General features: G+C 38.6%; 19 protein-coding genes and 1 pseudogene. 6 read left to right on the top strand and 14 right to left on the bottom strand.

Going from position 1 to position 22,479, the window contains the following annotated elements; genetic code table 11:
• Positions 1-448 precede the first annotated feature (448 nt).
• A complete protein-coding gene (locus BP549_RS03040) occupies positions 449-1,915 on the top strand; it encodes a right-handed parallel beta-helix repeat-containing protein (protein WP_292378033.1) in 1,467 nt (488 codons plus the stop codon).
• A gap of 23 nt (positions 1,916-1,938) precedes the next feature.
• On the opposite strand, the gene BP549_RS03035 is transcribed toward BP549_RS03040, so the two are convergent.
• Positions 1,939-2,895: an SPL family radical SAM protein gene (locus tag BP549_RS03035; RefSeq protein WP_292378030.1), complete on the bottom strand. Its 957-nt coding sequence runs from the start codon at positions 2,893-2,895 to the stop codon at positions 1,939-1,941.
• A 139-nt stretch (positions 2,896-3,034) separates the two neighbouring features.
• Here BP549_RS03035 and BP549_RS03030 point away from each other — a divergent pair, with 139 nt between their 5' ends.
• The 3 genes from BP549_RS03030 (at position 3,035) to BP549_RS03020 (ending at position 6,299) form a co-directional block, all read left to right on the top strand.
• Positions 3,035-4,177 (top strand): radical SAM protein, encoded by a 1,143-nt coding sequence (locus BP549_RS03030; protein WP_292378029.1) that lies wholly within the window; start codon positions 3,035-3,037, stop codon positions 4,175-4,177.
• A gap of 146 nt (positions 4,178-4,323) precedes the next feature.
• Complete coding sequence (locus BP549_RS03025; protein ID WP_349682329.1) at positions 4,324-5,295, top strand: L-histidine N(alpha)-methyltransferase; 972 nt, start codon at positions 4,324-4,326, stop codon at positions 5,293-5,295.
• A 32-nt stretch (positions 5,296-5,327) separates the two neighbouring features.
• Complete coding sequence (locus tag BP549_RS03020) at positions 5,328-6,299, top strand: dimethylarginine dimethylaminohydrolase family protein (protein ID WP_292372387.1); 972 nt, start codon at positions 5,328-5,330, stop codon at positions 6,297-6,299.
• A 106-nt stretch (positions 6,300-6,405) separates the two neighbouring features.
• Here BP549_RS03020 and BP549_RS03015 read toward each other — a convergent pair whose 3' ends face one another.
• The 4 genes and pseudogenes from BP549_RS03015 to BP549_RS02995 form a co-directional block, all read right to left on the bottom strand.
• Complete coding sequence (locus BP549_RS03015) at positions 6,406-7,314, bottom strand: UbiA family prenyltransferase (protein WP_292378027.1); 909 nt, start codon at positions 7,312-7,314, stop codon at positions 6,406-6,408.
• A 185-nt stretch (positions 7,315-7,499) separates the two neighbouring features.
• Positions 7,500-8,393 carry a prenyltransferase gene (locus BP549_RS03010; RefSeq protein WP_292378024.1) on the bottom strand — a complete coding sequence of 298 codons (894 nt, stop codon included), beginning with the start codon at positions 8,391-8,393 and terminating at the stop codon, positions 7,500-7,502.
• A gap of 189 nt (positions 8,394-8,582) precedes the next feature.
• Positions 8,583-9,048: pseudogene (locus tag BP549_RS15765) on the bottom strand (amino acid ABC transporter ATP-binding protein); the annotation flags it as partial.
• 393 nt (positions 9,049-9,441) lie between these two features.
• Entirely contained in the window at positions 9,442-9,852 is a 411-nt protein-coding gene (locus tag BP549_RS02995; protein WP_292372395.1) for a hypothetical protein, read from the bottom strand.
• 361 nt (positions 9,853-10,213) lie between these two features.
• Here BP549_RS02995 and BP549_RS02990 point away from each other — a divergent pair, with 361 nt between their 5' ends.
• Entirely contained in the window at positions 10,214-10,852 is a 639-nt protein-coding gene (locus tag BP549_RS02990; protein WP_292378020.1) for an IMPACT family protein, read from the top strand.
• Between the two features lie 43 nt (positions 10,853-10,895).
• Here BP549_RS02990 and BP549_RS02985 read toward each other — a convergent pair whose 3' ends face one another.
• The 3 genes from BP549_RS02985 to BP549_RS02975 all read right to left on the bottom strand — a co-directional run bounded on the left by BP549_RS02985 (position 10,896) and on the right by BP549_RS02975 (position 11,553).
• Complete coding sequence (locus tag BP549_RS02985; protein WP_292378018.1) at positions 10,896-11,093, bottom strand: hypothetical protein; 198 nt, start codon at positions 11,091-11,093, stop codon at positions 10,896-10,898.
• An 84-nt stretch (positions 11,094-11,177) separates the two neighbouring features.
• Entirely contained in the window at positions 11,178-11,426 is a 249-nt protein-coding gene (locus BP549_RS02980; RefSeq protein WP_292378015.1) for a hypothetical protein, read from the bottom strand.
• Positions 11,398-11,553, bottom strand: coding sequence for a hypothetical protein (locus BP549_RS02975; RefSeq protein ID WP_292378012.1), 156 nt, complete (start codon positions 11,551-11,553; stop codon positions 11,398-11,400). The genes BP549_RS02980 and BP549_RS02975 overlap by 29 nt, the downstream gene beginning before the upstream one ends.
• A gap of 95 nt (positions 11,554-11,648) precedes the next feature.
• Here BP549_RS02975 and BP549_RS02970 point away from each other — a divergent pair, with 95 nt between their 5' ends.
• Positions 11,649-12,560, top strand: coding sequence for a DMT family transporter (locus tag BP549_RS02970; protein WP_292378010.1), 912 nt, complete (start codon positions 11,649-11,651; stop codon positions 12,558-12,560).
• 29 nt (positions 12,561-12,589) lie between these two features.
• Here BP549_RS02970 and mtaA read toward each other — a convergent pair whose 3' ends face one another.
• The 6 genes from mtaA to BP549_RS02940 all read right to left on the bottom strand — a co-directional run bounded on the left by mtaA (position 12,590) and on the right by BP549_RS02940 (position 21,761).
• Positions 12,590-13,615: a methylcobamide:CoM methyltransferase MtaA gene (mtaA, locus tag BP549_RS02965; protein ID WP_292378008.1), complete on the bottom strand. Its 1,026-nt coding sequence runs from the start codon at positions 13,613-13,615 to the stop codon at positions 12,590-12,592.
• Positions 13,616-13,837: 222 nt separating this feature from the next.
• Complete coding sequence (locus BP549_RS02960) at positions 13,838-15,535, bottom strand: histidine kinase N-terminal 7TM domain-containing protein (protein WP_292378007.1); 1,698 nt, start codon at positions 15,533-15,535, stop codon at positions 13,838-13,840.
• Between the two features lie 672 nt (positions 15,536-16,207).
• On the bottom strand, positions 16,208-17,287 hold the full coding sequence (locus BP549_RS02955) for a hypothetical protein (protein ID WP_292378005.1): 1,080 nt from the start codon (positions 17,285-17,287) through the stop codon (positions 16,208-16,210).
• 615 nt (positions 17,288-17,902) lie between these two features.
• Complete coding sequence (locus BP549_RS02950) at positions 17,903-18,298, bottom strand: DUF1699 family protein (RefSeq protein WP_292372411.1); 396 nt, start codon at positions 18,296-18,298, stop codon at positions 17,903-17,905.
• A gap of 889 nt (positions 18,299-19,187) precedes the next feature.
• On the bottom strand, positions 19,188-20,831 hold the full coding sequence (locus tag BP549_RS02945) for a tRNA uridine(34) 5-carboxymethylaminomethyl modification radical SAM/GNAT enzyme Elp3 (protein WP_394339058.1): 1,644 nt from the start codon (positions 20,829-20,831) through the stop codon (positions 19,188-19,190).
• Positions 20,832-21,185: 354 nt separating this feature from the next.
• On the bottom strand, positions 21,186-21,761 hold the full coding sequence (locus tag BP549_RS02940) for a hypothetical protein (RefSeq protein ID WP_292374406.1): 576 nt from the start codon (positions 21,759-21,761) through the stop codon (positions 21,186-21,188).
• Positions 21,762-22,479: the final 718 nt, after the last annotated feature.

The following is a 22,479-nucleotide window of genomic DNA, read 5'->3' as shown; positions in this document are numbered from 1 at the left end:
TCCTGAAATTTCAATGGGCTAAAGTATACTATAGCATGGAATATCATGATCATAATGCTCAATTCTAAAATATTTTTTACTGTCTAATAACAATATTTACTAAAAGATATAGTATTTTCGGTGGAGAGTCGAATTTTTCAGAAATCGAGGCAATTATAAGGGATTCGGACGGCACTATTGTTGCTTCAAATAAAGCGCTGACTATATGCCCAGATCTCCACGATGGCATCAAAAACGTAATAGATGGCCTGAACCCTCAATCCCTGTCAGGATTTATTCATAGAATTTTCTAATCTTGAAAATTATGTGGTCAGTTGAGAAATCAATAGCTTTAGATTTTCACCCATCTAGTTTATAAATTTATCTAGAATGTCTGCTGTGCTCCATTTTGTGTTTCAAGCGCGTAAGTCCTAAATATCTAAGCTTATAATAAAATGTAAGGAATAAAATGGATAAAAAATATCAGAGATACTTACAACAAAACTGGAAAAAAATAGGACTTTACATTGTAGTTCTTATACTCTTGGTTGCGTTGAGTATGTTCATTTTCTATGCCATAGAGTCCAATCTTCCTCCTAAGCCATCAAATAAGGCTGTGTATGTAGCTAGCGATGGAAGTGGAGACTTTACCTCTGATGGGATTGACGATCAGATAGAGATAAATCAAGCTCTTAAATATGCTGCAGAAAATCCACAGTTTTCAACCGTTTACTTGAAAGGTCCAAATACATATGTCATCTCTGATAGTATTTTAATTGGAAATAATACGATCTTAGAAGGAGATCATAATGCTGTAATAAAACTCAAAGACAACGCAGACTGGCCAAGTAATAAACCTCTGATTACTCAGATGGACAGTTCCGGAGTCGATAGAGTCACTATAAAGGGATTTGAAATTAACGGAAACCATGACAAGAATGAAGATAAAATGAAAGGGCAAGGATACTACAATATGATCAGTTTCCTTGACTCTCAAAATATAGATGTTCATGGTATGTATCTTCATGACGGACATGGTGATGGTTTAAGAGTCGAGAGAAGTTCGAATATTAAGTTTTACAATAATAAAGTGTACAAATTAGGACATGACGGTTTTTATGCTATTGATTGCCAGAATGTAGAAGCCTGGAAAAACAGAATAACTTGCAGAACTAACGGTGGGCTTCGAGTCTGGAATTCCAATTATGTAAAATTCTATGATAACGTAATAGACTCCTTTTACCACTGGAGTGCAGGTGGCTCCGCAATTCTGATTGAGAAAACGACAGGTGTCGTTAACGATGTAGAAGTATACAATAACACCATTCATCACACTTATGGCCCTGGAATCTGGCTGATAGGTTACGGAGAGTCTTATCCCAAGGAAGAGGCACAGAATGTTCACATTCACAATAATATCTTCTATAGCACTGGTACGAACCCAAGTATTGACTGGGTAGGAGGTATTGTAACAAGTGGATTTTATGATACCCTTATTGAGAATAATGTGTTTGATAATTTGTATCATGCAGCAATTATCCAGATGTATCCTTCTTCCACAAGCGCAGGTAATTCCGTTGATCTTTCACCTCAAGGTACAGGATTCACAACAATCGTCCGTAACAACATAATTGTAGATACCCAGAATCGCACAAAAGACCCTGATGGAACAGGATATGGGGTGATCAATTACCTACCTTCAACACATACCATTGTGATGGAAAATAACTGCCTATACAATAATGTGGGAGGAAATTATAAAAATGCAAACTCAACCTCTGATATCTATGTAAATCCCCTCTTTGTAAACAGGAATAAACATGATTATCACCTGAAATCAGATTCTCCTTGTACTGGCGCAGGCTATACATTATCCAATTCTACAAAAAAGCTAGAGGAAAGTAGTAATCAGGTTAACATCGGAAGGTACAGTTAACACTTTAGGATTTACGCAAAAAATCAAAGATCGTTTCCTAAAAAATCCGTTAATTTGAACTGCTTTGAACTGGATAATTTTGCCTGCATGGGTTTCACATAGTCCCAGGACAGATGGTACTTTTCCATAAGAGAGCTGAACACTCTGTAAAGTTCATTTTTATAGATTCTATCAGCTCCTCCTTTTGCATACATTTTGAGGTAAGGGTCTACAATTTCGGGAAATTCAAGTTCAAGTAAATTGAAAAAATGCTTTCTGGTCTCGCCCCTGAGGTAAAGAATGCCAGGAAGAACATAATCTAATTCACATTTGGCTGCAAGAGAAAGAATTTGCTCTAGGTTCTGAAGGCTATCGGTAAGAAAGGGAAGAATTGGCATCATATGAAGTCCGGTAACAGCCGCTGTATCTTTAAACGCACTCAGGACTGAAAACCGTTTTTCAGGAGGCGGAGCCAGGGGTTCCAATTGAGCGCTTAAATTCTCATCCATTGTTGTAACCGTTACCGCGATATTTACATATGTGATCTCAGCAAGCTCTGTAAGAAGATCAAAATCTCGGAGAATAAGGTCCGATTTTGTAGATATAGTAATCGGATTTTTGTACTCTATCATCAGAGCCAGAACTTTGCGCATCAGTCCATAATTTGCTTCTGCAGGCTGATAACTATCACATACCCCGCCTAGATTAATTACTTTCTTTTTCCAGCTTCGTGCTTCAAGCTGTTTTTCAAGTGCTTCGTCGATATTTGTTTTTACGCAGATTCTCTGAAAGAAAGTACAGTCCTTTCCCACTGGGGATTTTTTTTCTGGAAAATAATTTACTTCTTTTTCCAAATAACGGTGAGAATACATTGCATAACAATAGTGGCAACCGTGTTCACATCCCCTGTAAATATTCAAATCCCATGAGTATGGTAGCGCAAGTCTGCTTGTTACTTTTATTTTATTCAGGGCTTTTGTAACCTGGATTTCCTCAAACATCCAGAAATAGAATAAGGCTGATAGCTATAATAAGCTTAATAAAAAGAGTGGTAACTCTGGATAAAATCAACCTTCTGTGCCTGAAAGTATCACTTAGTTTCTTGTAACTTGATAAGCAGTCGAATCTATATCTTTTAATATGTTGGGAGAAAAACAAAAAGATTCTGGCGCATTGAACCTGTTTTCCCCGCCTCCGATACTGAAAGGTTATATGTACGGGGCACAGGAAGCCCATGAAGCCAGAAACTCAAACAGGCTTTTAGCCATACGCCTTGAAACGAACAAATCTTGCAATCTCCGCTGTCGCTACTGCTATGCACAGAGTGGAGAGGATTCGGCAAAAATAGCCGATTTTAATAATCTCAAACGTATTATTTCGGAAGCAAAAGGACTAGGGATCAAGTCTGTGGTTGTGATCGGGGGAGGAGAGCCAACTTTGTATCCGGATTTCAGGGATCTAATAGCCTATATCGATTCCCTGGGAATAATTCCCATGCTTTTTTCGAATACGGTTTTGATGACAGAGGAACTTGCAGGTTTCCTATACGAGCACAATGCCTCAGTAATGGGAAAGCTTGATTCCCTTAAGCCTGAAATCCAGGATTATCTTGCAGGAAGAGAAGGGTCATCAGAACTGATCAACAAGGGACTTGAAAACCTTGTTAAAGCAGGATTTTCAAAACCGACAGTGCCTGGAGAACTCCGTCTGGGAGTCTCTTTCGTCAGTAATAAAATGAATCTTGAAGAAATTGAGGAGATCTGGCATTTCTGCAGGCAAAACAATATTTTTCCTAATATGGAAATTCTAACGCCGACAGGCAGGGCAAATGACGAACTTGAGGATAAGCTGCTGACTGCTGAAGAGATAAAGGAATACAAATTAAAACTGCTGGAAATAGATCGAAGATATTACGGGTATGACTGGCTGCCCTACACACCAATTACTGCAAGCGGTTGCCTTCAGCACCTATACAGCTTGTATATCAATATCGATGGAAATGTTCGGCCCTGCGCGCCTACGAAGCTTGACGAACATCCTGCGCTTAGAATTAAAGGGGAGTATCCCTACAACATAAATAAAATGAACCTTCGGGAGATTTATGACTCCGATCTTTTCACATATGTTCGAAACATCGATAAAGTACTCGAAGGCAGGTGTGGGAACTGCAAACATCTGGAAGAGTGTATAGGCTGCCGTGGATACGCCTACAGTGTAGGAGTAAACAATGGTGTCGACCCACTCGAAGCCCTCAGAATGGAGTGTCAGCAGTGTTTCAAATAAATGGTAGAAGGGGTAATAAACGGGGCCTGAGTGATAAGCTGGAAGAAATGACAGGTAGCTGCTGTTGAATGATTCGGGGGTCAGGTGAGAAATTGGACAGGATAGGAAAAGTGAATTTTGGGTAGGTTTCGGAAAATAAGGAAAAAATAGTAATTACCGGTGAGAAGAGTCTAGAAGAAAAACTCTGTGAGTGCCTGAAAAACCATGAACTACCTGATTATCTCCTTTACACAGGTGCCGGCGGAGCAAAAAACTGGCTGAAACTTGATGGGACTGAGACATTTCCCGTAGCCCGGCAGCTTAAAGGCATGCTGGAGAAAAATCTTGAATCAATAGTTCGATTTATTCCGACAGGCATGAATCTCGTAAGTATGGGGGTGGGAACCGGGGAAAAGGAGAGGATTTTCCTCGAAGCCCTCGTTAGAAAAAACCTGGCTGAAAATCAAGCTTCAGGAAAAGTGTCTATACGCTATTACCCTATCGATATAAACAGTGAATTTGTGGATCTCGCCCTTGAAAAGGTTAAAAACCTGCCTATCGAAAAGACAGGAATAGTTGGTTTCATAGAAGATATGGCAATTCTTAAAAAGAACTGGCGTCTGCCGGTTCTTTTTTGTATCTTGGGAAATACCTTTTGTAATTACGAGCCAGAATTCATTCTTCAGCTAGTCCGTGAAAATCTTGAGCAGGGAGACTTTTTTTTCTTTGATGCAAACCTGCTCCCTGCTGAAGACCAGGAAGCACAATCCGCAAGGAAATCCGTAATGGGGACATATGCGTCAAGAGAGAATGCCATCTTCAATATGTATCCTCTACTTCAGTACGGAATGGCCCCTGACGATTTCGATTTTGAACTCTTGCTTGCGCATGTGAACTCAAGTATAGGGGAAGTATGCCGAACCAGGAAAAGCGTGTATATTCTGAAGGATACTGAAATCACAATCGGGGCAGAAACCATAGGCTTCAGGGAAGGAGATGTCATCCGTATGGGTTTTACTTATAAATATACATATGACCAGATTACAGCTTTCCTGGAGATTTGTGGATTTGAGCTTCTCAAGGCCTTCCTTAGTGAAGACCGGGCAAATGTTATAATCCTTGCAAAAAAACGCATATGAGAGTGACATGGATAAAAAGGGAGGTTCAGAGTATGGGTTGCGAGATAGATGAACTGGATGGCGCCGAAAAAGCAGGGCAAGGTATCGCTTACGGGTGCGAGGAATTTGGAAGGCTGAAAAGCGTACTGATGCATACTCCTGGGGAAGAACTTTCTCTACTCAACGAATCGAACTATAAATACTGGCTATATGATAAGGTTCCTGAAATTTCCGGGTATATCAAAGAGCATAGAGGCTATCAGGAGCTGCTCGAATCAAACGGCGTCAGGATCTATGAACTTGAAGATTATGTGAACGACAATACAGCTCTAATGAAGAGGATGCCAAATCTTACTTTTCTGCATGATGTCGCAGCTATCTCCGAAAAAGGGGCTATTCTCTCAAGAATGCGCCCGCCTGCCAGAGAGAAAGAAGAAATTGTTGTAAAGGAAGCCCTGAAGAATCTGGGAATTCCTATTCTCAGCGAATTCAATGGAGGCCAGGGTTTTTTCGAGGGCTGCCTTCTGCTCTCAAAAGAAACGGTCTTTGTAGCTGACACTGAAAGGCATACTTACCCTTTTATAAGAAAATTTATTTCAAATATTCAAAACGAATTTAGTGAGGTTATTTACGTCCGGGTCCCGAAAGCCAGACGATACATGCATCCTGATACTGTTTTCAACAGAATAAGAGAAGACCTTGCCCTTGCTTATCTACCTGCCTTTGAGGAGACCTGCCTTTTTACGGAAGATTCAAGAGAAAAAATCGATTTTAAATCTTTCATGAGAGAAAAAGGAGTGGAAATTATTCCTGTTTCGGATTCTGAGCAACGTCGCCTAGCCTGTTCTTTTGTTCCTCTTGAAGGCGGGTCCATTTTTCATTACGATATTGCATTTGATCTGAAAACCAGGAAAAATCTTGAAAAGGAAGGCATTGAGATTATTCCTTTCCACCCGGATGCCCTTCTTGCAGGGGGAGGAAGTCTACGCTGCCATACTCTAAGACTTTGCAGAAGGAAAAATTAAGTCTCTACGGAAGAAACCGAAAAGAGCGGGAGAGGGGGTCAGAAAGACCCAGACTGAGAAAGAGCCAGATTGAGAATGAACCATAATGAAAAAAGGTCATACTGGGTTAAAAAATAAAATCAAGAATAATCGAGATTGAATAGATCACCAGTGAAACATGATATAGGAAAAGAGCAAGCAGTCCAGCTTTTTGACTTTTTTTTCTAAGGAGTTTATAATTTGCAAACCCGAGCACCAAAAACCCTGACAGAAAGCCGTAAAATGCAATATCTCCAAGTTGTTTTAAAAAAAGGAATGCCGTGAAATAATGCACAAGCGTAAAACTCGATATCCAAAGTAAAGTTATTTCAGTGCCATAAAGTACAGGAATTGATTTTATTCCTCTGGCTCTGTCGTTTTCCGTATCAATGAAATCATTGACTGCAAGATGGGCAAGCGTCCAGGGATAAAAAAAGAGCAGGTAGAGCAGTACTAACATATCAGGTTGCCCATAGCAGAGATAGCCTGCTACCGGAAAAAGCGTAAAATCCATTCTTCCTGCAAGCTGGGCTATAGGGAAATTCTGTTTCTTTCTTTTAATCTGATAGAAATATTCAAGAATACAGGATGAAAGCATTGCGATGAATACGTAAAAGGAGTTCGGATAAGGTAATGTAAACATTAACAATCCCGTGAGCCCAGAAAAAAGCAAAAAAACTATCAGAGCAAAATTAGGGGAAATCCTTCCAGACGGAAGCGGGCGACTTTTGAAAGGTCTCCAGTAGGCTGTAAGGGAACCCTCTACATCAAGTCTGTCTTTTTTCCGGTCAACGAAATCGTTGAGCACAAGCCCGCCTTCAAACCCGAAAACCCCGATCAAAACGGCCTTGAAAGTAATTGGCCAGGAAAAGTCTCCATAATTCTCGAAAGCAAGTGCAAGGCCTGAAGAGAAAAGCAAAATCCAGACAGGAAAAAAGTGAGCTCTTGTCAGATCTATCAAGGCTTTTATGGTTTCTTTCGTGCCCCTTTCCCCCAAGTAATATAAAAGTAAGTTATATGTTTATACTTTTTGTAACGGGAATAAAGAAACTAACAGTATTTTACTCGGAAAATGATCAAAAATTGAGAAATTAAAAACTGAGAAAACAGGTTGGGAAAAAAGAAACTCCAGGATACCTTCTTGGCAACACTATTTTTTCCAACTCAGTATACTAGAATGACTCAGTATATGAAGTCTAGAATAATCGACACCGCGTAAATTACAAGAGTCCCATGGTAAACAGGCAGTATTTTCATTCCGGCATCTGGACTTTTTTCTTTCCACATGTAAAGGTTTGACCCTGCAAGGAGCACAAAACCTGCAAGAAAACCATAAAAGGCAATATCCCCAAGCTCTTTGAGGAAGAAAATAGCTGTAAAGAAGTGGAGAAGCGTAAAGCCTGTAATCCAGTACATGGCCCCTTTTGCGCCGTAAAGGACGGCTATAGCGTTCATGCCTCTTGCCCGGTCGTTTTTCAGGTCTATAAAATCGTTCAAGCCCAGATGCGCCATTGTCCAGGGATAGAGGAAAATAATATAGAGAAATATTGTCATGTCAGACTGCCCGTAGCAGAGATAACCTGCCGCCGGAAAGAGGGTTAAATCCGTCCTGCCAAGGAGTTGCGCGATAGGATACTTCTGGTTTCGTTTTTTAATCTGGTAAAAAGCCTCAATACCATAAGAGTACAGCATTATCAAAAAGACATAGAGCGAATTCGGATAGGGAAGCGTGAAAATCAGAGCTGAAGCAATTCCTGCAAACAGGATAAACAGCAAGAAGGCGTTTTTTGAAGAGATCTTTCCTGACGGAATGGGCCGGCTTTTGAAAGGTCTCCAGTATCTGGTAAGTGTATTCTCAACGTCAAGCCTGTCCCTGTTTCTGTCTACGTAGTCATTAAGCACGAGTCCAGCTTCGAAACCAAAAAGGCCTATCAGAGCAGCTTTAATTATTAGTGGCCAGGAAAATCCGCCGGTATTAGCAAAAGCAAGCACTAACCCGGAACAGAAGACCAGGGGCCATGCTGGAAGAAAGTGAGCACGTATAAGGTCAAAGTAGGCTTTTAGGGTTTCTGTCATATTGTAGCCTCAATAACAATGGCGGTAAATAAGGAAAACTATTACATAAAAATTATGAAAATAAATTTAAATATCTATTTAAAAATAATTGTTTTTAATATATACAAATCCAAAACCTGAAATTTATTTTCACCCAAGGTAAAAATGAGAGGCTGCTATATGTAAAAATTCTATTTTTTACACCTGCCATTACAAAATCTTGCTCAAAAATGATTTCGTCCTTTCATTCTGAGCATTAAAAAAGACTTCCTTAGGTGTGCCTTTCTCAACTATGACACCGTCATCCATGAAGAGTACTCGGTCGCCTACCTCTCTGGCAAAACCCATTTCATGAGTTACAACAATCATTGTCATACCTTCTTTTGCAAGATCTTTCATAACGTTTAAGACTTCGCCTACCATTTCTGGATCAAGGGCAGATGTAGGTTCATCAAAAAGCATAACCTTCGGGCGCATTGCAAGAGCTCGGGCGATTGCGGCCCTATGCTGCTGGCCTCTAAATAAGGAACTGGGATAGGCATCGGCTTTGTCTTCAAGCCCTACTTTTTTCAGGAGATCACGAGCACGATCGTAAGCGTTTTCTTAGAAAGCCCTCTAACTTTTATAGGGCAAGAGCCACATTTTTAAGGGCAGTCATGTGAGGGAAAAGATTGAACAGACTGGGGAATACGGCAATAGCGTGATGAAGATAGGAGGCTAAAAGAGACAAACTTAGACCTCAAATGTCATTTGTTTAATACAATATAAAATAAATAATTCATCTGTTATAATTATCTACTCTGATAATTATATTCTTCCAGAGGAATATGAAACACAAAAAGTCATAGGATTAGCTTCAATCGCCTTGAGTCTAGTTTTTATTAAAACTTAATTTAATAATTATCTATGTATTCTCAGACGACAGTAATAAAAAAAGAGAAGACAATCACGTTTAAATATTTCTAAAGATATTCAACTTATTTCTAATTATATTTAAAAACTAAAAATGTAGCCTTTTAAAAGGCTACTTGGATAATTCCTTTTTTACGCTGTTGCTGAATTAAACCGTTTATTCTTCTTCTGCATCTTCATCTGCAGCGTTTTCGTCAGTGACGTTTTCGTCAGTGACGTTTTCGTCAGCGACATCTTCGTCAGCGACATCTTCATCAGTGACGTTTTCGTCAGCGACGTCTTCGTCAGTGACGTTTTCGTCAGCGACATCTTCAGCTGCAATATCTTCAGTTGCGTTGTCGTCTTCAACGACTACTTCAGTTGCATTGTCTTCATCTGCAACTTCAGCTGCAGTTTCTTCTACTACAGCTTCATCTCCGGCTGCAGCTTCATCTGCTACTGGGGCTTCATCAGTCACTTCTTCTGCAGCTCCTTCTTCTGTTGTGTCAGCAGACTCAGCACAGCCAGCTGCAAAGACAACAGTAGCAATAATAAGGAGCATTGCCATAATCCTTAACATTTTTTTCATTAATAATACCTCTAAAGTTCTCTTCCTTTTTTACACCCAGCTCATACAAAATTATGAGATTTTCATATGAGATATTTATGCATGACCAGCCAATAACATTAAAACTTTTCGATTTGGTAAAAAACTAATACCGCAAGATTGGACATTTTTTTATGAAATATATTCAAATCAGAAAATTTTTTGAAATATCTGATTAATTATACTCCATATATACAATCTTTTCCCAATATACCTGAAATAAATATTAGAAGGCGAATATATGCATAAAGGTTAAAATAGGAGAACCATTTTGCGGAGAAAAGTATTTAAATGGGATGTAATATCCCTCCGTTGAGTAAGCGCAAACCTGTAAACACTCGGTTTGGACAGAATCTTAAAGCGGTTTGAGGATAAAACACTGAAAAGTTACAGAACTCTCAAAGGCTGTGGGAAGGCTCAGAAGGAATTCAAAAATTCCCTGTTCATAGGTTATGCCAGACCTGTGGAAAATGAAGCTGAGGCAAAAGCTTTCATAAGAAATATAAAGGAATTACACCGCGATGCGAACCATAATGTTTCGGCTTATTTTATTAATGAAAATAACTCTTTTGCTCTAAAATACGATGATGACGGGGAGCCTGCGGGCAGCTCAGGAAAGCCTGTTTTTAAAGTACTCGAATCAAAAGAAATCCTGAACGTGGTTGTGGTCGTGACCCGGTATTTCGGGGGAACAAAACTGGGTTTCGGGGGACTCTCGAGAGCATACCGGGATACGGCACTTGCTGCTATTGAAGAGGCTGAAGTTATTGAAGTCTTCGAGCAAGTCAGATTAAGAATACGTCTGAGATATGCGGAAAGCCAGAAAGTAAGAAACCTGATAGAAAAATACGCAGAAATTCAGGAAGAAATGTATTCGGATACAGTAGAATTCATTCTCCTTGTAAGAGAGGAGCTTGAAGATGAGTTCACTAAAAGAATAAAAGACCAGACAAAAAATAAAGTAGTGCTTGAAAGGCTTTAACTTCATTATTCAAGTTTGCACTCAGACCGGATGCCCCAGTAACTTATCCAATAGGTGGAAAAACGTCTCCGGCTCGAACCTCAAACGCTCTGTCCTCAACTATCCAGACCCCACTGCATTCAAGGATATAATAGATAAAATCACTTTTCTCATGCAGGAATTCCTCTATGTGCCCTTTCTGTGTTTCCTGATAGAGTACAGCGGCATTTCCTGACTCGGTTTCAGTGGTATAGATTCTCATCTTCATCCCCTTTTTCTCAATTACTGCCGCGTCCTCAGGCTTGAAAACTACAGTCCTAGATTTGGTAGAATCAGCAGAGTGTAATTATGGATGAAAACTATCTTCGGATGGATTAAGAAAGATAAGGTTTTTCTCAAATCCGCCTTTTTCCTGTTTTTTCCGCTGCCTTATTGCCTCAAGTTCCGCTTTTGAAGAACCTCTGAGTTCTGCTATTCTGTAAATTACCTCAAGCAGGTCGACAAGCTCCTCAAGCTCCTTGCTTTCAAGATATTCCTTCAGTTCCTCTTCAAGCTTATTTTCAAGCTCAGGAAGAAAACTGGAGTGAAAGCTCACGGATCATGCATTCCCTGCCTGAAAGTTTTAGAATTTCAGGTATAAGGTCCCTAACTGCTTTCGAATTATTTTCTGCCATAGTTTTACCCGGGTCACAGGAATTTTTAAGGTCAACTAGATCAGCCAACAACTGATTACTCCTATAGAAAACTCTGGAATTTCAGGCTTCATTCTATGACTTTTCCAGCAGGTATATAAATACTACAGGCATATCCGTCTCAAATGTTCCTGAAGGGCAAAAAGCCGCATCTGGCAGTAATTGCAGGCTGCATATTCTATGGCATGAACGGACTTTTCATAGATCGTATCCATGATATGGCCATAACTCCCATAATATTCTACAGGCTATTTTTTGGCTTGCTGTTTCTTTTTATCTATATAGCTGGCAGGGGGAAAATCTCAGACCTGCGATTGAAGAAAAGGAAAGGAAGCCTTTTCCTGCAAGGTGTGCTTGTTGTCATGTGCATGCTGCTTTACTTTACTTGCCTAAAAATTACATGTGTTTCTATTGCCATTCTGCTCCAGTACACAGCTCCTGTTTATGTAATGCTTGCCTCTCCTCTTGTCCTGAAGGAGAAAATCGGAAAGGAAAGTATAATTGCCCTCTTTATAGCAGTTACAGGAGTATTCCTTATCGTAAAGCCAGATAGCCTTTCGGGCATTGAACTTACAGGCACCTATATTCTCGGCATTGCAGCTGGATTACTCTCAGGAGTGATCTTTGCAGCATTGATTATGAACGTAAAAATTCTGAAAGCAGAATACCCGGAGCTTGCTATCATTTTCTGGCCTATGGGAATCGCCCTTTTGCTGCTAAGCCCGTATGCACTCAAGACTTCTCCTGAGATTCTGTATAGCAACCTGAAAGTGCTTATCGCCTTTGGGATAGTATCAATAGGTTTTGGAGAAATATTTACGATACTTGGGTTTGCCAATCTCAAGGCCCAAACTGGGAGCCTTCTTGCTCTGATAGAACCTGTTAGCGGGGTATTTTTCGATATAACAGTACTGGGAGTTGGACTCTCTTTCGATATGCTTGCAGGCTGTGCCCTTATACTGGCTTCTGCAGCATTCATAAGCTTTCGAGGTTCGGAAAATATAAAGGAAAGAGATCGAAAGAAAGCTCCTTTTTAAAGAGATTTACCGATTCTCTCAACGAAAATTCACTGTGAAAAGTAATTATCTCTTGCCCTGATTAGCGCTTTTATGTTCTTAAGTGGAGTATGAGGAGCAAGTCCGCATCCTGGAGCAAGAATATCAATTCCATCCTCAAGGCAGGCAGTAGCTTCAATCATAACTGCTTCAGGCCCTTTTGTCAGCAGGGTATCGGACGGAGAAACATTTCCTATAAGACGTACCCTATCGCCTGTAATCTCTTTTGCGAAACTTACACCTACTTTTTCTTCAATGCTTATTCCTTCAAATCCTGCATCTGCAAGTGGGTCAAGAACAGCGGTGGCATCGCCGCACATGTGAAGGACTTTCAGGCCTTTTACTTTCCTGCAGAATTTCCTGTAAAGTGGAAAGACTGATTCTTCGAACATTTGAGGGGAAATAATATCAGGTCCAGCTTCAGAATCTATAAGGGTTATGGCATGTGCGCCTCTTTCAAACAATCCATTGGCATATTCTATACAAGCATCAGTAAGAACTCCCATGAGTTCCTCAACAACTTCAGGATTCGTCACAAACCACATAAGATAATTTCTCATTCCTGCAAGCATGGAGGCAAGTCCGGCAGGGCCTACGACCCCAGCAACCACAGGTACGTTTTCTCCTACGTTTTCATCCAAAATTTCAACTGCATCCAGCACTACCGAGGTCCGCCTACTCTCAAGAAGAGAGTCCGGAACCGTTATATTCTTTACATCTTTCTTGCTTTTACAGGGAAAATCCGTTACATAAGGCTGTATATCTATACTTCCTTCATCTACCGTGCACCCAAGCGTTTCTGCAAGCACGGTAGTATCAAAAGGACAGCGTACATTCTCGAATCCTGCAACCTCATACCCTGCAAGTGCAAGCATAGCCATCTTTTCGGCATTGTAATTTGCCTGGGGCCAGTATGCTTCAGTAATTTCCATTAATTCAACAGTGCCGGTCTGGGTTACCGAACAGACAGGAACAATATCTAAAGCCTCTCCTTTGAGTGTTTTTTCAAACCTCTCTTTCAGGGTAAATTTACTCATTTTTGTCACCAGAATGTAATTATCGGCTGAGTTAATGGTTTTAGGAGAATTTTTTGGTCTGATAGTATATGAAACAAAGATATAAAAATATACAAATGAGAAAAGCGAAATAAATAATGGATTTGATGTAATGGATTTGATGTAATGGATTTGATGTAATGGATTTGATATGAAAAATCTTGCTCTTGTCTTTAACTTGGGGTTTTTAAATATATATTTATTTTATTGGGAAGGATTTTCTCTCCAGTTTCCAGGAGGTACTGTAATTTCAAACGTCGCACCTGTTCCCTGAACTCCGGTTTCTTTAATCTCCATGCCTGTAATGGAAAGAATGCCTTTGACAAGGAAAAGTCCAAGCCCGGTATTTTTCCCTATGGATTTTTCAAAAATCAGCTCTTTCATTATAGGAGAAATTCCTATGCCATTGTCTTTTACTTCTATTACAAGATTATCAGCACTTCTGCGGGAGCTAACACTGATTTCAGTTACATGTTCTCCATGTGATCTTGCATTGTCAAACAGGTTGTAAAAGGCTTTTTTAAGCAAAGGATCGGCATAGATTTCCACTGCGCTTTTCTCGATAGAAAACTTCAAGCTCTGGCCAGAGAAAGGAAAAGATGCTTCTCTTGCTGTATTACTTACGGATTGCCAGATTGGAGAAACTACTCCGAGTTCTTGGTAGTCTTTGGTGAAAACAATCTGGCTGTGGATCGTCTCAATACTTTTATTGAGATTTTTTAGATATTTCTCTATTCTAGGATCGTTTTTGGTATTTTCCGGAAGAGTTTCGGAAATTAATTCAGTGTAACCGGAAAGTACATTCACCTGGTTAAGAATGTCATGCCTGGTAATATTGCTCATGAGGTTTATCTTCTTGTTAGCCTGTCTCAGAGCTTCTTGATGTCGATATGTTTCAGTAGTGTCATGTATCATTAGCAGCTTGCCCTCTGCATTATCTTTTGTCATAAGGGGGCTGACACTGAGAGTGAAGAATTTCGTTTCAAGCCCATTCTTCAAGGAAATTTCTTTGTTGAAATTGCCTTCATTAGCTTCACTCTGAGGAATTTCTACTTCATCCCCAAAAAGCTCATTTAAGTTTCTTCCTATAACTTCTTTTTTTGTTTTCCCTGCCAGTTCAAGAGCAGCCTTATTGATGTCCACGATGGAGTTTGCAAGGTCTACTACGATATATCCATCACTCATAGACTCAATTACATTTTCCCTTGCAATCGGAATAATATTGAGAAACTCGTGTTGCATGATGCCCCAGAAGAGAATCAACCCTGTAATTGTAAATGTAAACGGAGTTGGGTCAAGGAATGCAAAAGGACCTATATTTGCGATATGGAGAATATTCCCTATGACTGGAATGCAGACTGCTATGAGAGCGACTGCTGCCTGAGCTCTGTATGGTGCAGTTAGATGGACAAACTGATTGAAGAAGAAAAAAATACCGAGCAGAATTAAAATAAAAGAATATATATAAAATATCCAGAAAAAAGGCCCATGCATGACTACAAGAAGAGGAAAACCCTTTGACGTGTCAAGATAATAGTTTACAAAATACGTTTTATGAAGGCCATTTGTAAGCATTGAAAGGATTATAAGTAAAGGAAATATGAAAAAGGCTTTCTGATGCTTTCTTACAAATTCCTTATATACCCCTGAGTATTCAGCTGCAAATAGAAACCACGCTACTGGAGCAACAGCAATCCCAATATACTCTAGCCGGGCAAAGAAATATTTGAACTTAATGTCCGTAAGTCCGACTTCAAAGGCGTAATTAACGGACCAAAGAGACATACTTAACATAATAAGTACAAAATATTTTGAAAAATACATCCTGCGGTAATTAAAAGCTTTGTATGCTTTGATTGCAAGTAAAGTCGATATAAGCGCTGAAAATATTAATGCCCCCATGTAGGGAAATGCAGCGGTGTGAATTTGCAGGACGATAAGACTACCTTCCTTCTATGAATCAATATCAAATGAATCGGGAGGGCTAAGTAAACGAAATTAAAAAAAATAAAGTGTTGTAATTATTACGTAAAGCCCGAGTATATAAATATATGTATTAAGTAAGAAAGTATATGGAAGATTTTCGATACACAGGTTAAAACCGATTGCATTCGATGCAAAAGGAAAGTCAAGGACAAAAGAAGAATGGATAAATTAGATTCAAGAAAATAATCTTTAAATCCTCCTATATAATTATTTTTTGAAAATTTCAGCTCAATTAAGGTTAAAATCCTCTCAGGGCGACCCATTTTAAGAATTTTCGAGTATTAAGGAGGAATAACTCGCTTGATCGCTTCCAGACCCCTGCGGCATAGAGCTCTGAATTCATCCATTAAAGCAACAAAGGTGTCTTGGTATAAACTGTTCTACCGGAAAACTAACTTTTCTACCCTGAGAGCACTTTTACCCCCTGAATTAGGGTGAGCCAAAATATATAAACTTATTGATATAAATCTAAATGTAAAATAATGTAAGATAGAAATGTAAAAGATTCTCGGCAAAATAAATTCACCGTTCTTTGAGCGAATAGAAGTAAATCCATTGTTCTTTAAGATATAAATTAAAAAGGGAGTCTCAGAATTCTCCACTACTTGGAGAGAAACTGAGCATTCCAGGCAGTCCCATATTAAATTTGGACTTTTCCGAGTTTGCAACTTCAAGAATCTGCTGCTTTATATAATACAGTGCGCTCAGAATGCTATCATTTTCTTCAGAATTCATATCTCCAGCATAGGGGTGGATATTTTCTTCAAGGGCATTCATCAGCTCCGGATCAAGGTCATTTACGAAATAAGTATCCAGAACTAGAAGGTTTGAAATCTGCTCGTAGAAAACTGTAAGTTCCCTTAGCCATTCTGGAACTCCGTAATCCCTTGCATACTTCTCCTTGTTAAGGAAGACAAGGTAACTGGAGACAGTATTTATGAGGTCTTCGGTTAGCCTGTTATCAGGAAACACTATTGGGAACCGCTTAATCACTACAGGAGCTGTGTAGCTAGAGTACATCATTTCAGACTTACAGACTGAAGGAAAGAGCCTTGCAATCGAACTATTAAGCACTGCAGTAATATAGGCATACCTGCTAGGATCCTTGAGAACAATGCCACACCCGTTCTCAAATATATGATTCCCTGCAGCATCATATGCAGCTTGAAGATGATAGCCTTCAGTAGCAATAATCTTCGGAGTATTAAAGTATTCCAGAAATTTTCTGCCTTTAATACTATAGTCTGCAGTTTTAAGGGGGGAAGTATCATGACGGAACTTTCTTTTGAATTCCAGAATTCTCTCGTAAGCCATAGGGAATCTTGTCTTGAGTTCTTCGGGCGGAATTACCTTGTATTCTTTCTTTTTCCCCGGAGCGGATGATAATTCATAAGGCAGCATAAAACGGTAAGGTGAAGGGCGAAACGCAAATTTTTCAGAAAATGCACCTGATACATAAGGATATACAAGCTCAGGTTCTAAAAATACAGGCCTACAGAGGCCTTCGCAAAGATAATACGAATCGGAACCGCCCTCCTCCGGAAGGGCAAGCCTGTGGAGTAGACTGTTTTGTGTGCTTATACCCCCAAAGATGCTCTTGGATATATCTCCAAGGGTAACCGGAATTTCACAGATTTGTTCTACAATTTTGTCTTGTTTAGCGAACATCTATTTTTCACTTCTGTAAAAGTACATTGAGAAACATATTCTCTTGTGCTTTTCATTTTCAGGACGTAATTCCTGGATGGATTATGTCAATTGTTTGACCACTCAAGAATCTCGGACTTCTTGACCCCTGTTAAAAACATCGAAGTCTTGCCTGAAATATAGGGTAGGATTAAATTACTTCGCAGAGAATAATACAATATCATAAGTATATAAATATAATCTCACTGATAATATATTATAAATATAAATCATGATAAATAAGAGTACTCAAGAAAGAGATTCTCACATATATCATTATAATAATAAATGAAAATTAAGTAATTATGTCAGATGTTTTCTTATTTTTTAAATATAAAGCGTAAAATCTCTAAGACTTTAGCCGGGATGATATCAGAGTCAATGTTCCTTTGTTTCTTTATTGGTAAGCTTTAAAGTTATTCCATCTTATATATGATTTCTTCTCAGAGAAACAAGTTAAAGTGAATCAACCAAGTTAAAGTTTCACCTGAAGGATTCGGGATTGTATATTAAAAATCAGGAGGCTGGTAAGCCTTTAGCTTAACAGCTGTTCAAAAAAGTAAATACCGACCAAGATTTGATCGGATTACATGATTTTTAATTTGATATAATGAAGCTTATAAAGTCCGGGCTGAGTCTTGTTTCTCTTACCAGCCTTTCAATGGTGTCTTCTTCGGAAAGCCCTTCTTCCTTTAATTCCTGTATGCGGTCAAAAACATGCTGGGATATTTCAGAATACTCATTGATGTCTTTTCTGTGACCCCATACATCGCCCTCAAGTAAAGCAATATTCTGCATGGAAAGATACATTTGTGCAGAACTGGAAATCGTTTTCTTGTATGAGCTTGGGATGTGGATCGCTTTTACCTCTGGACACTTCAGGATGAGTTTAAAAATATCTTTGTTGGATGGTCTGAATGCAAGATGGACGATTTCCTCATCAAGCTTTAAAGTGTCTATCTCTTCTTTTGAACTTACAACTCTAATTTTCATTTTTATCACCGTTCATTTTTCCAGGTATTTTTAGCTTTTTTAGAGCCTTTTAGGGTTTCTTTAGGGATGCTTTAATTTTTAGAATCTTCAGAGTCTCTTCAGAAGCTTTCCGGAATTATTTGGAGTTCTTTTAGAGTCTCTTCAGGGTTTCTTTAAGCTTCAGAATTTTTAGGAGTCTTTTTAGGATTTATAGGGTCTCCAGGACTCCTAACATTTTTATGTTTTTGGGATTTGTTTTAAGTTCTTTAATTTTTATATTTATTAGATTTACTTATTTATTTATTTATTTATTTATTTATTTATTTATTTTTATCTTTTGAATTTATTGATTTTAAAATTCAACTATTTTGTTTTAGAAACTCTTTTGAAATTCCAGAATTTCAATTCTTTTTTCAAAACCTAATATTTATACTTAAGGTTTTTTGTTATGTTATGAGCATATAGTATTTAATTTTTTATAAACGTTTTTCCATATTTTCCTAATTCTTAAATTTTATCTTATATAGTTAGCTAAAGAAAAAACTGGATCTTTTCACTCTATTTCTTCTATTTCCAGTATGACAATCATTTCAAAGAACTTTTTTCAGAGCAAATTTTTCTGGGAATTTTAAAAGGAGTTTGATGAAATAGAACGTTTATTCTTACTAATACTTATTCTTTACTTTATAATATTTTATTTATTTAGAACCCATATATAAAACACCAAATTATTTAATATTTTTCTGCAAACTTTAATGCATAATATCTATTTTACAAAGAAGTCTTTCAGACAAAACTCTTATCATAAGGATGACTCTTCAGCTCGAAACGCTTCATTATTAATCCTGAAGCTTATAGATTTCAGAAGAGTCCTTATTAAAAATTAGTAACCTGCCTGAGGTTGCAGGTCTTAATCTTTCAAATCTTTTGTCATATATACATTATCAAGATTATACCCAAATTTCCGATAGTATTCTCTGGCTCCTATCCCGCTAATAATGGCAAGTTTCCGGTAACCGCTTTCATAAGCTATCTTTTCTGCATGTTCCAGAAGTTCTTTTCCATATCCTCTGTGCTGCCACTCCTTTTGCTTTGCTCCTTTTCCTATAGGTACCATGGAGCCATAAACGTGCAGTTCTCTTATCAGGGCGGTATCCTGAAGTTCCGGACGGTGAGGTGCATTAGGGAAGCGGAGGCGTGTAAATCCGATCAGAACATCTGCAGCAAGATCTTCAAAAGCGATGAAATGCTCTTTACCTCCGCAAGCTTCGTAGGTTTCTACAGTCATCTCGATGTCCTTCTGATTTATCTTTATTCCTTTAAGGTCAGTGTGTCCTACTTCCCTGCAGCGGATACAGTGGCACTTTCCTCCTTTTTCCCTCAGCTTTTCTTCTGCAAGTTGCCTGAGATTACTTTTTCGGACTCCAGCAATGATCTGGTAAGCTGGAATATCCCGCTGGATACGCTGGAGTCTTACCCATTTAGGCAGAATACCCTTTATCTCTGCAATCAGTTCAGCAGCTTCTTCGTCCGAAAGAGCCTCGTAATCTCCTGTTTCCCAGAGCCTATGAAGAGGAGTTCCTTCGGTTACAAGGGTAGGGTAAATTTTGAGATAGTCTGGCTTGAAGCGAGAATCTTCGAAGAGCTTTTTGAAACCTTTGAAGTCCAGCTTTGAATCCGAGCCAGGCAGATGAGGCATCATATGGAACCCAACCTTGAACGCGCTGTCTCTTAATACCTGATTAGCCCTAGCAATTTCTGCAACGCTATGTCCCCTCTGCATACGGGTAAGCACAAAGTCATAAACACTCTGCACCCCAAGCTCTACCTTAGTTCCTCCCAGTCTGAGGAATTCATCGACATGTTTTTCTCCTGCCCAATCCGGACGCGTTTCGAATGTGATTCCTACGTTACGAATTTCAGTCTTTTCATTGGCTTTCTGTACTTCTTCAAGAGGAATATAAGGTAAAGATTTCCCAATTTTCCAGGCTCTCTCTCTCCACTCTTTACCTGTGAAATCGTTCATTGCCTCAAGGCAGCGTTTAATAAACCACTCCTGGTAATCGAGACTGCGTGCCGAAAACGTGCCCCCCATAACTATTAGTTCCACTTTCTCTACATCGTGGCCGATCTCTTTAAGCTGGGAAAGTCTGGATTCAACTTGGGAGTAAGGGTCAAACTCATGCTGGATCGCCCGCATGGCTGCAGGTTCCCTTCCCATATAACTCTGGGGTGACTTGAAAGCGGAGTTAGGCCCACCAGGACAAGGAAGACAAACTCCATGTGGGCATGGAGCCGGAGAGGTCATTACAGCAATTACTGCAACTCCAGAAATCGTTCTTACAGGCTTCCGTCTCAAAAATTCTTTAATTCTTGCCTGCTCTTCGTTTGATCCCTGAATTATGACATCTCCATTCCTGGGAAGACTGGCCAGATGATAATACTTACTGACGTCTTTTTTTGCCTTATTTAACTGATTTTCGTTTTCTATTTCGCCTGCAAGTACTTTTTCAAGGATTTCTCTGCAGGCCTTATTATAATCATCTTCTTTCATCTCAAGTTCCATCTTTCCGGTTTATGGATTCCGGTTTTTCATTCTTATGGTAGTTCAAAACAAAAATCAATTTTAGAGCTTTAAAAATATTTTATGGTTTAGAAAAGTCACTTAACTTGATCTTATTGATAGTGCTTAAGATGATCCCAAAGCTCAAAATGATTTATCAAATCAAACTGTGGATAATCAATTGAGAGCTTAGGATCATTACGTGAGTTTGAAAATTCATATTTATATAGCAGTTAAATCGATTCTGGGATTAGCTCTATATTTAATGCAGGTAAAACGGTAACTTAATATTTACTGTACGGTGTCTACCTCATTTTTATCAGTAAGTTTTTACAGGTCGATTACTTAACAGAGATCGAATCCTATAATAAAAGTTCCGAGTCCTACTGCCGGTTTGAGATCCATTACAGATCTGATGTACTCATCCGATGGAGTAGAAGGAGATGCGAGTACAACATTGGCTACACCTTCTACACATTCCACATCCTTGCATTTCTGGGGAGGAAGGACTACAGTTATAGGTTCTTTCTTTGCATCCTTTGGCTTAGGTACCGCGCTCTTGTAGATCACAAAGTTACCCATCACCAGCGTATCTTTACATTTCTCACATTCCTCAAGTTTTTCAGGATCATAAATGTCTTCCCCAACCTTTTCTCCATACTGCGTAAGCAATACATTGGGCCCTTCGGGCCAGACATAATTCATATTAGTTGTAAAAGCTATGATTACCTGGCGTTTGAAGACTTCCTTTATTCCCTGGTTGTCTCCAACACCAAGTCCCATAAGGACTGCTCCTTCAGCCTTTTTCTCAAGCTCAAAAATCTTTTCTTTGTCTTCTTCACTCAAAATATATGTATCTTCCACGCCTTTGATGGCTTTTATCCTACATATGACATCCTGAATAACAGTTTCATATTTCAAAGCAAATTCCCCTTCGTGTTTTTAGAGTTCTATATTAATTATGAGCTCATCCAAAACCAATCATATTTCTTTATGAATTTTTCAGACGATTTTCCTTATCAGAAGCTCGATTGATTATTCCAACTCGGTATCTAGGTAAATATTTATTCTGGGTTTTGGGCTTAACTCTATGAATATGATCTTATTTATTCTCTTGACTCTATGAATTGGTCATATTGAGTCTGATAATATTATGTCTCTTCTTATATTCATATAATATCTCAGGCTTTTTTCTTTTTCTAACTCGGTGGAATCTTATAATTATCTTTTTATGTTTTTCTTTTTTTATATTTTATCTCTTTTATATCGTCGATTTCTAATAATAATGCCATTTTCTCTTGAGGTTACATAAAAACTCTTTTTTAAATATATTTTAAATTTAATATATGCGCTTATTATAAATATTAAAGTTATCTTAAAAACACATTGTAACTTTGCCAATTTTAAATCAGTTTCTATACAAAATTTCCCAGTACTTAGCATCTTGGTGACTGAATACATGTTTTGATTGAAATAATATTTTAAGGATTAGATCTTTTTGGACTACTGATATCTTTTCCTTCAGAAACGAATATGAATCTTTTTCTTGAAAATTAGTATAGTTAATAAAACCGGTTGAATCGAAACCTTATCCATATACAAGAACTTTATTAGTTTTAAAAACTCTAAATCTATTATT

It is taken from the genome of Methanosarcina sp. UBA289, from assembly GCA_002496565.1.
GTDB lineage: Archaea > Halobacteriota > Methanosarcinia > Methanosarcinales > Methanosarcinaceae > Methanosarcina.
This window is presented reverse-complemented; position numbering and strand designations above follow the sequence as displayed.

Bases quoted from the DNA above. Each gene is read 5' to 3' on its own strand.
- BP549_RS03040 (WP_292378033.1), top strand. From the start codon at position 449: ATGGATAAAAAATATCAGAGATACTTACAACAAAACTGGAAAAAAATA.
- BP549_RS03035 (WP_292378030.1), bottom strand. From the start codon at position 2,895: ATGTTTGAGGAAATCCAGGTTACAAAAGCCCTGAATAAAATAAAAGTA.
- BP549_RS03030 (WP_292378029.1), top strand. From the start codon at position 3,035: ATGTTGGGAGAAAAACAAAAAGATTCTGGCGCATTGAACCTGTTTTCC.
- BP549_RS03020 (WP_292372387.1), top strand. From the start codon at position 5,328: ATGGGTTGCGAGATAGATGAACTGGATGGCGCCGAAAAAGCAGGGCAA.
- BP549_RS03010 (WP_292378024.1), bottom strand. From the start codon at position 8,393: ATGACAGAAACCCTAAAAGCCTACTTTGACCTTATACGTGCTCACTTT.
- BP549_RS02995 (WP_292372395.1), bottom strand. From the start codon at position 9,852: ATGAAAAAAATGTTAAGGATTATGGCAATGCTCCTTATTATTGCTACT.
- BP549_RS02985 (WP_292378018.1), bottom strand. From the start codon at position 11,093: ATGAGAATCTATACCACTGAAACCGAGTCAGGAAATGCCGCTGTACTC.
- BP549_RS02970 (WP_292378010.1), top strand. From the start codon at position 11,649: ATGTTCCTGAAGGGCAAAAAGCCGCATCTGGCAGTAATTGCAGGCTGC.
- mtaA (WP_292378008.1), bottom strand. From the start codon at position 13,615: ATGAGTAAATTTACCCTGAAAGAGAGGTTTGAAAAAACACTCAAAGGA.
- BP549_RS02960 (WP_292378007.1), bottom strand. From the start codon at position 15,535: ATGGGGGCATTAATATTTTCAGCGCTTATATCGACTTTACTTGCAATC.
- BP549_RS02955 (WP_292378005.1), bottom strand. From the start codon at position 17,287: ATGTTCGCTAAACAAGACAAAATTGTAGAACAAATCTGTGAAATTCCG.
- BP549_RS02950 (WP_292372411.1), bottom strand. From the start codon at position 18,298: ATGAAAATTAGAGTTGTAAGTTCAAAAGAAGAGATAGACACTTTAAAG.
- BP549_RS02945 (WP_394339058.1), bottom strand. From the start codon at position 20,831: ATGAAAGAAGATGATTATAATAAGGCCTGCAGAGAAATCCTTGAAAAA.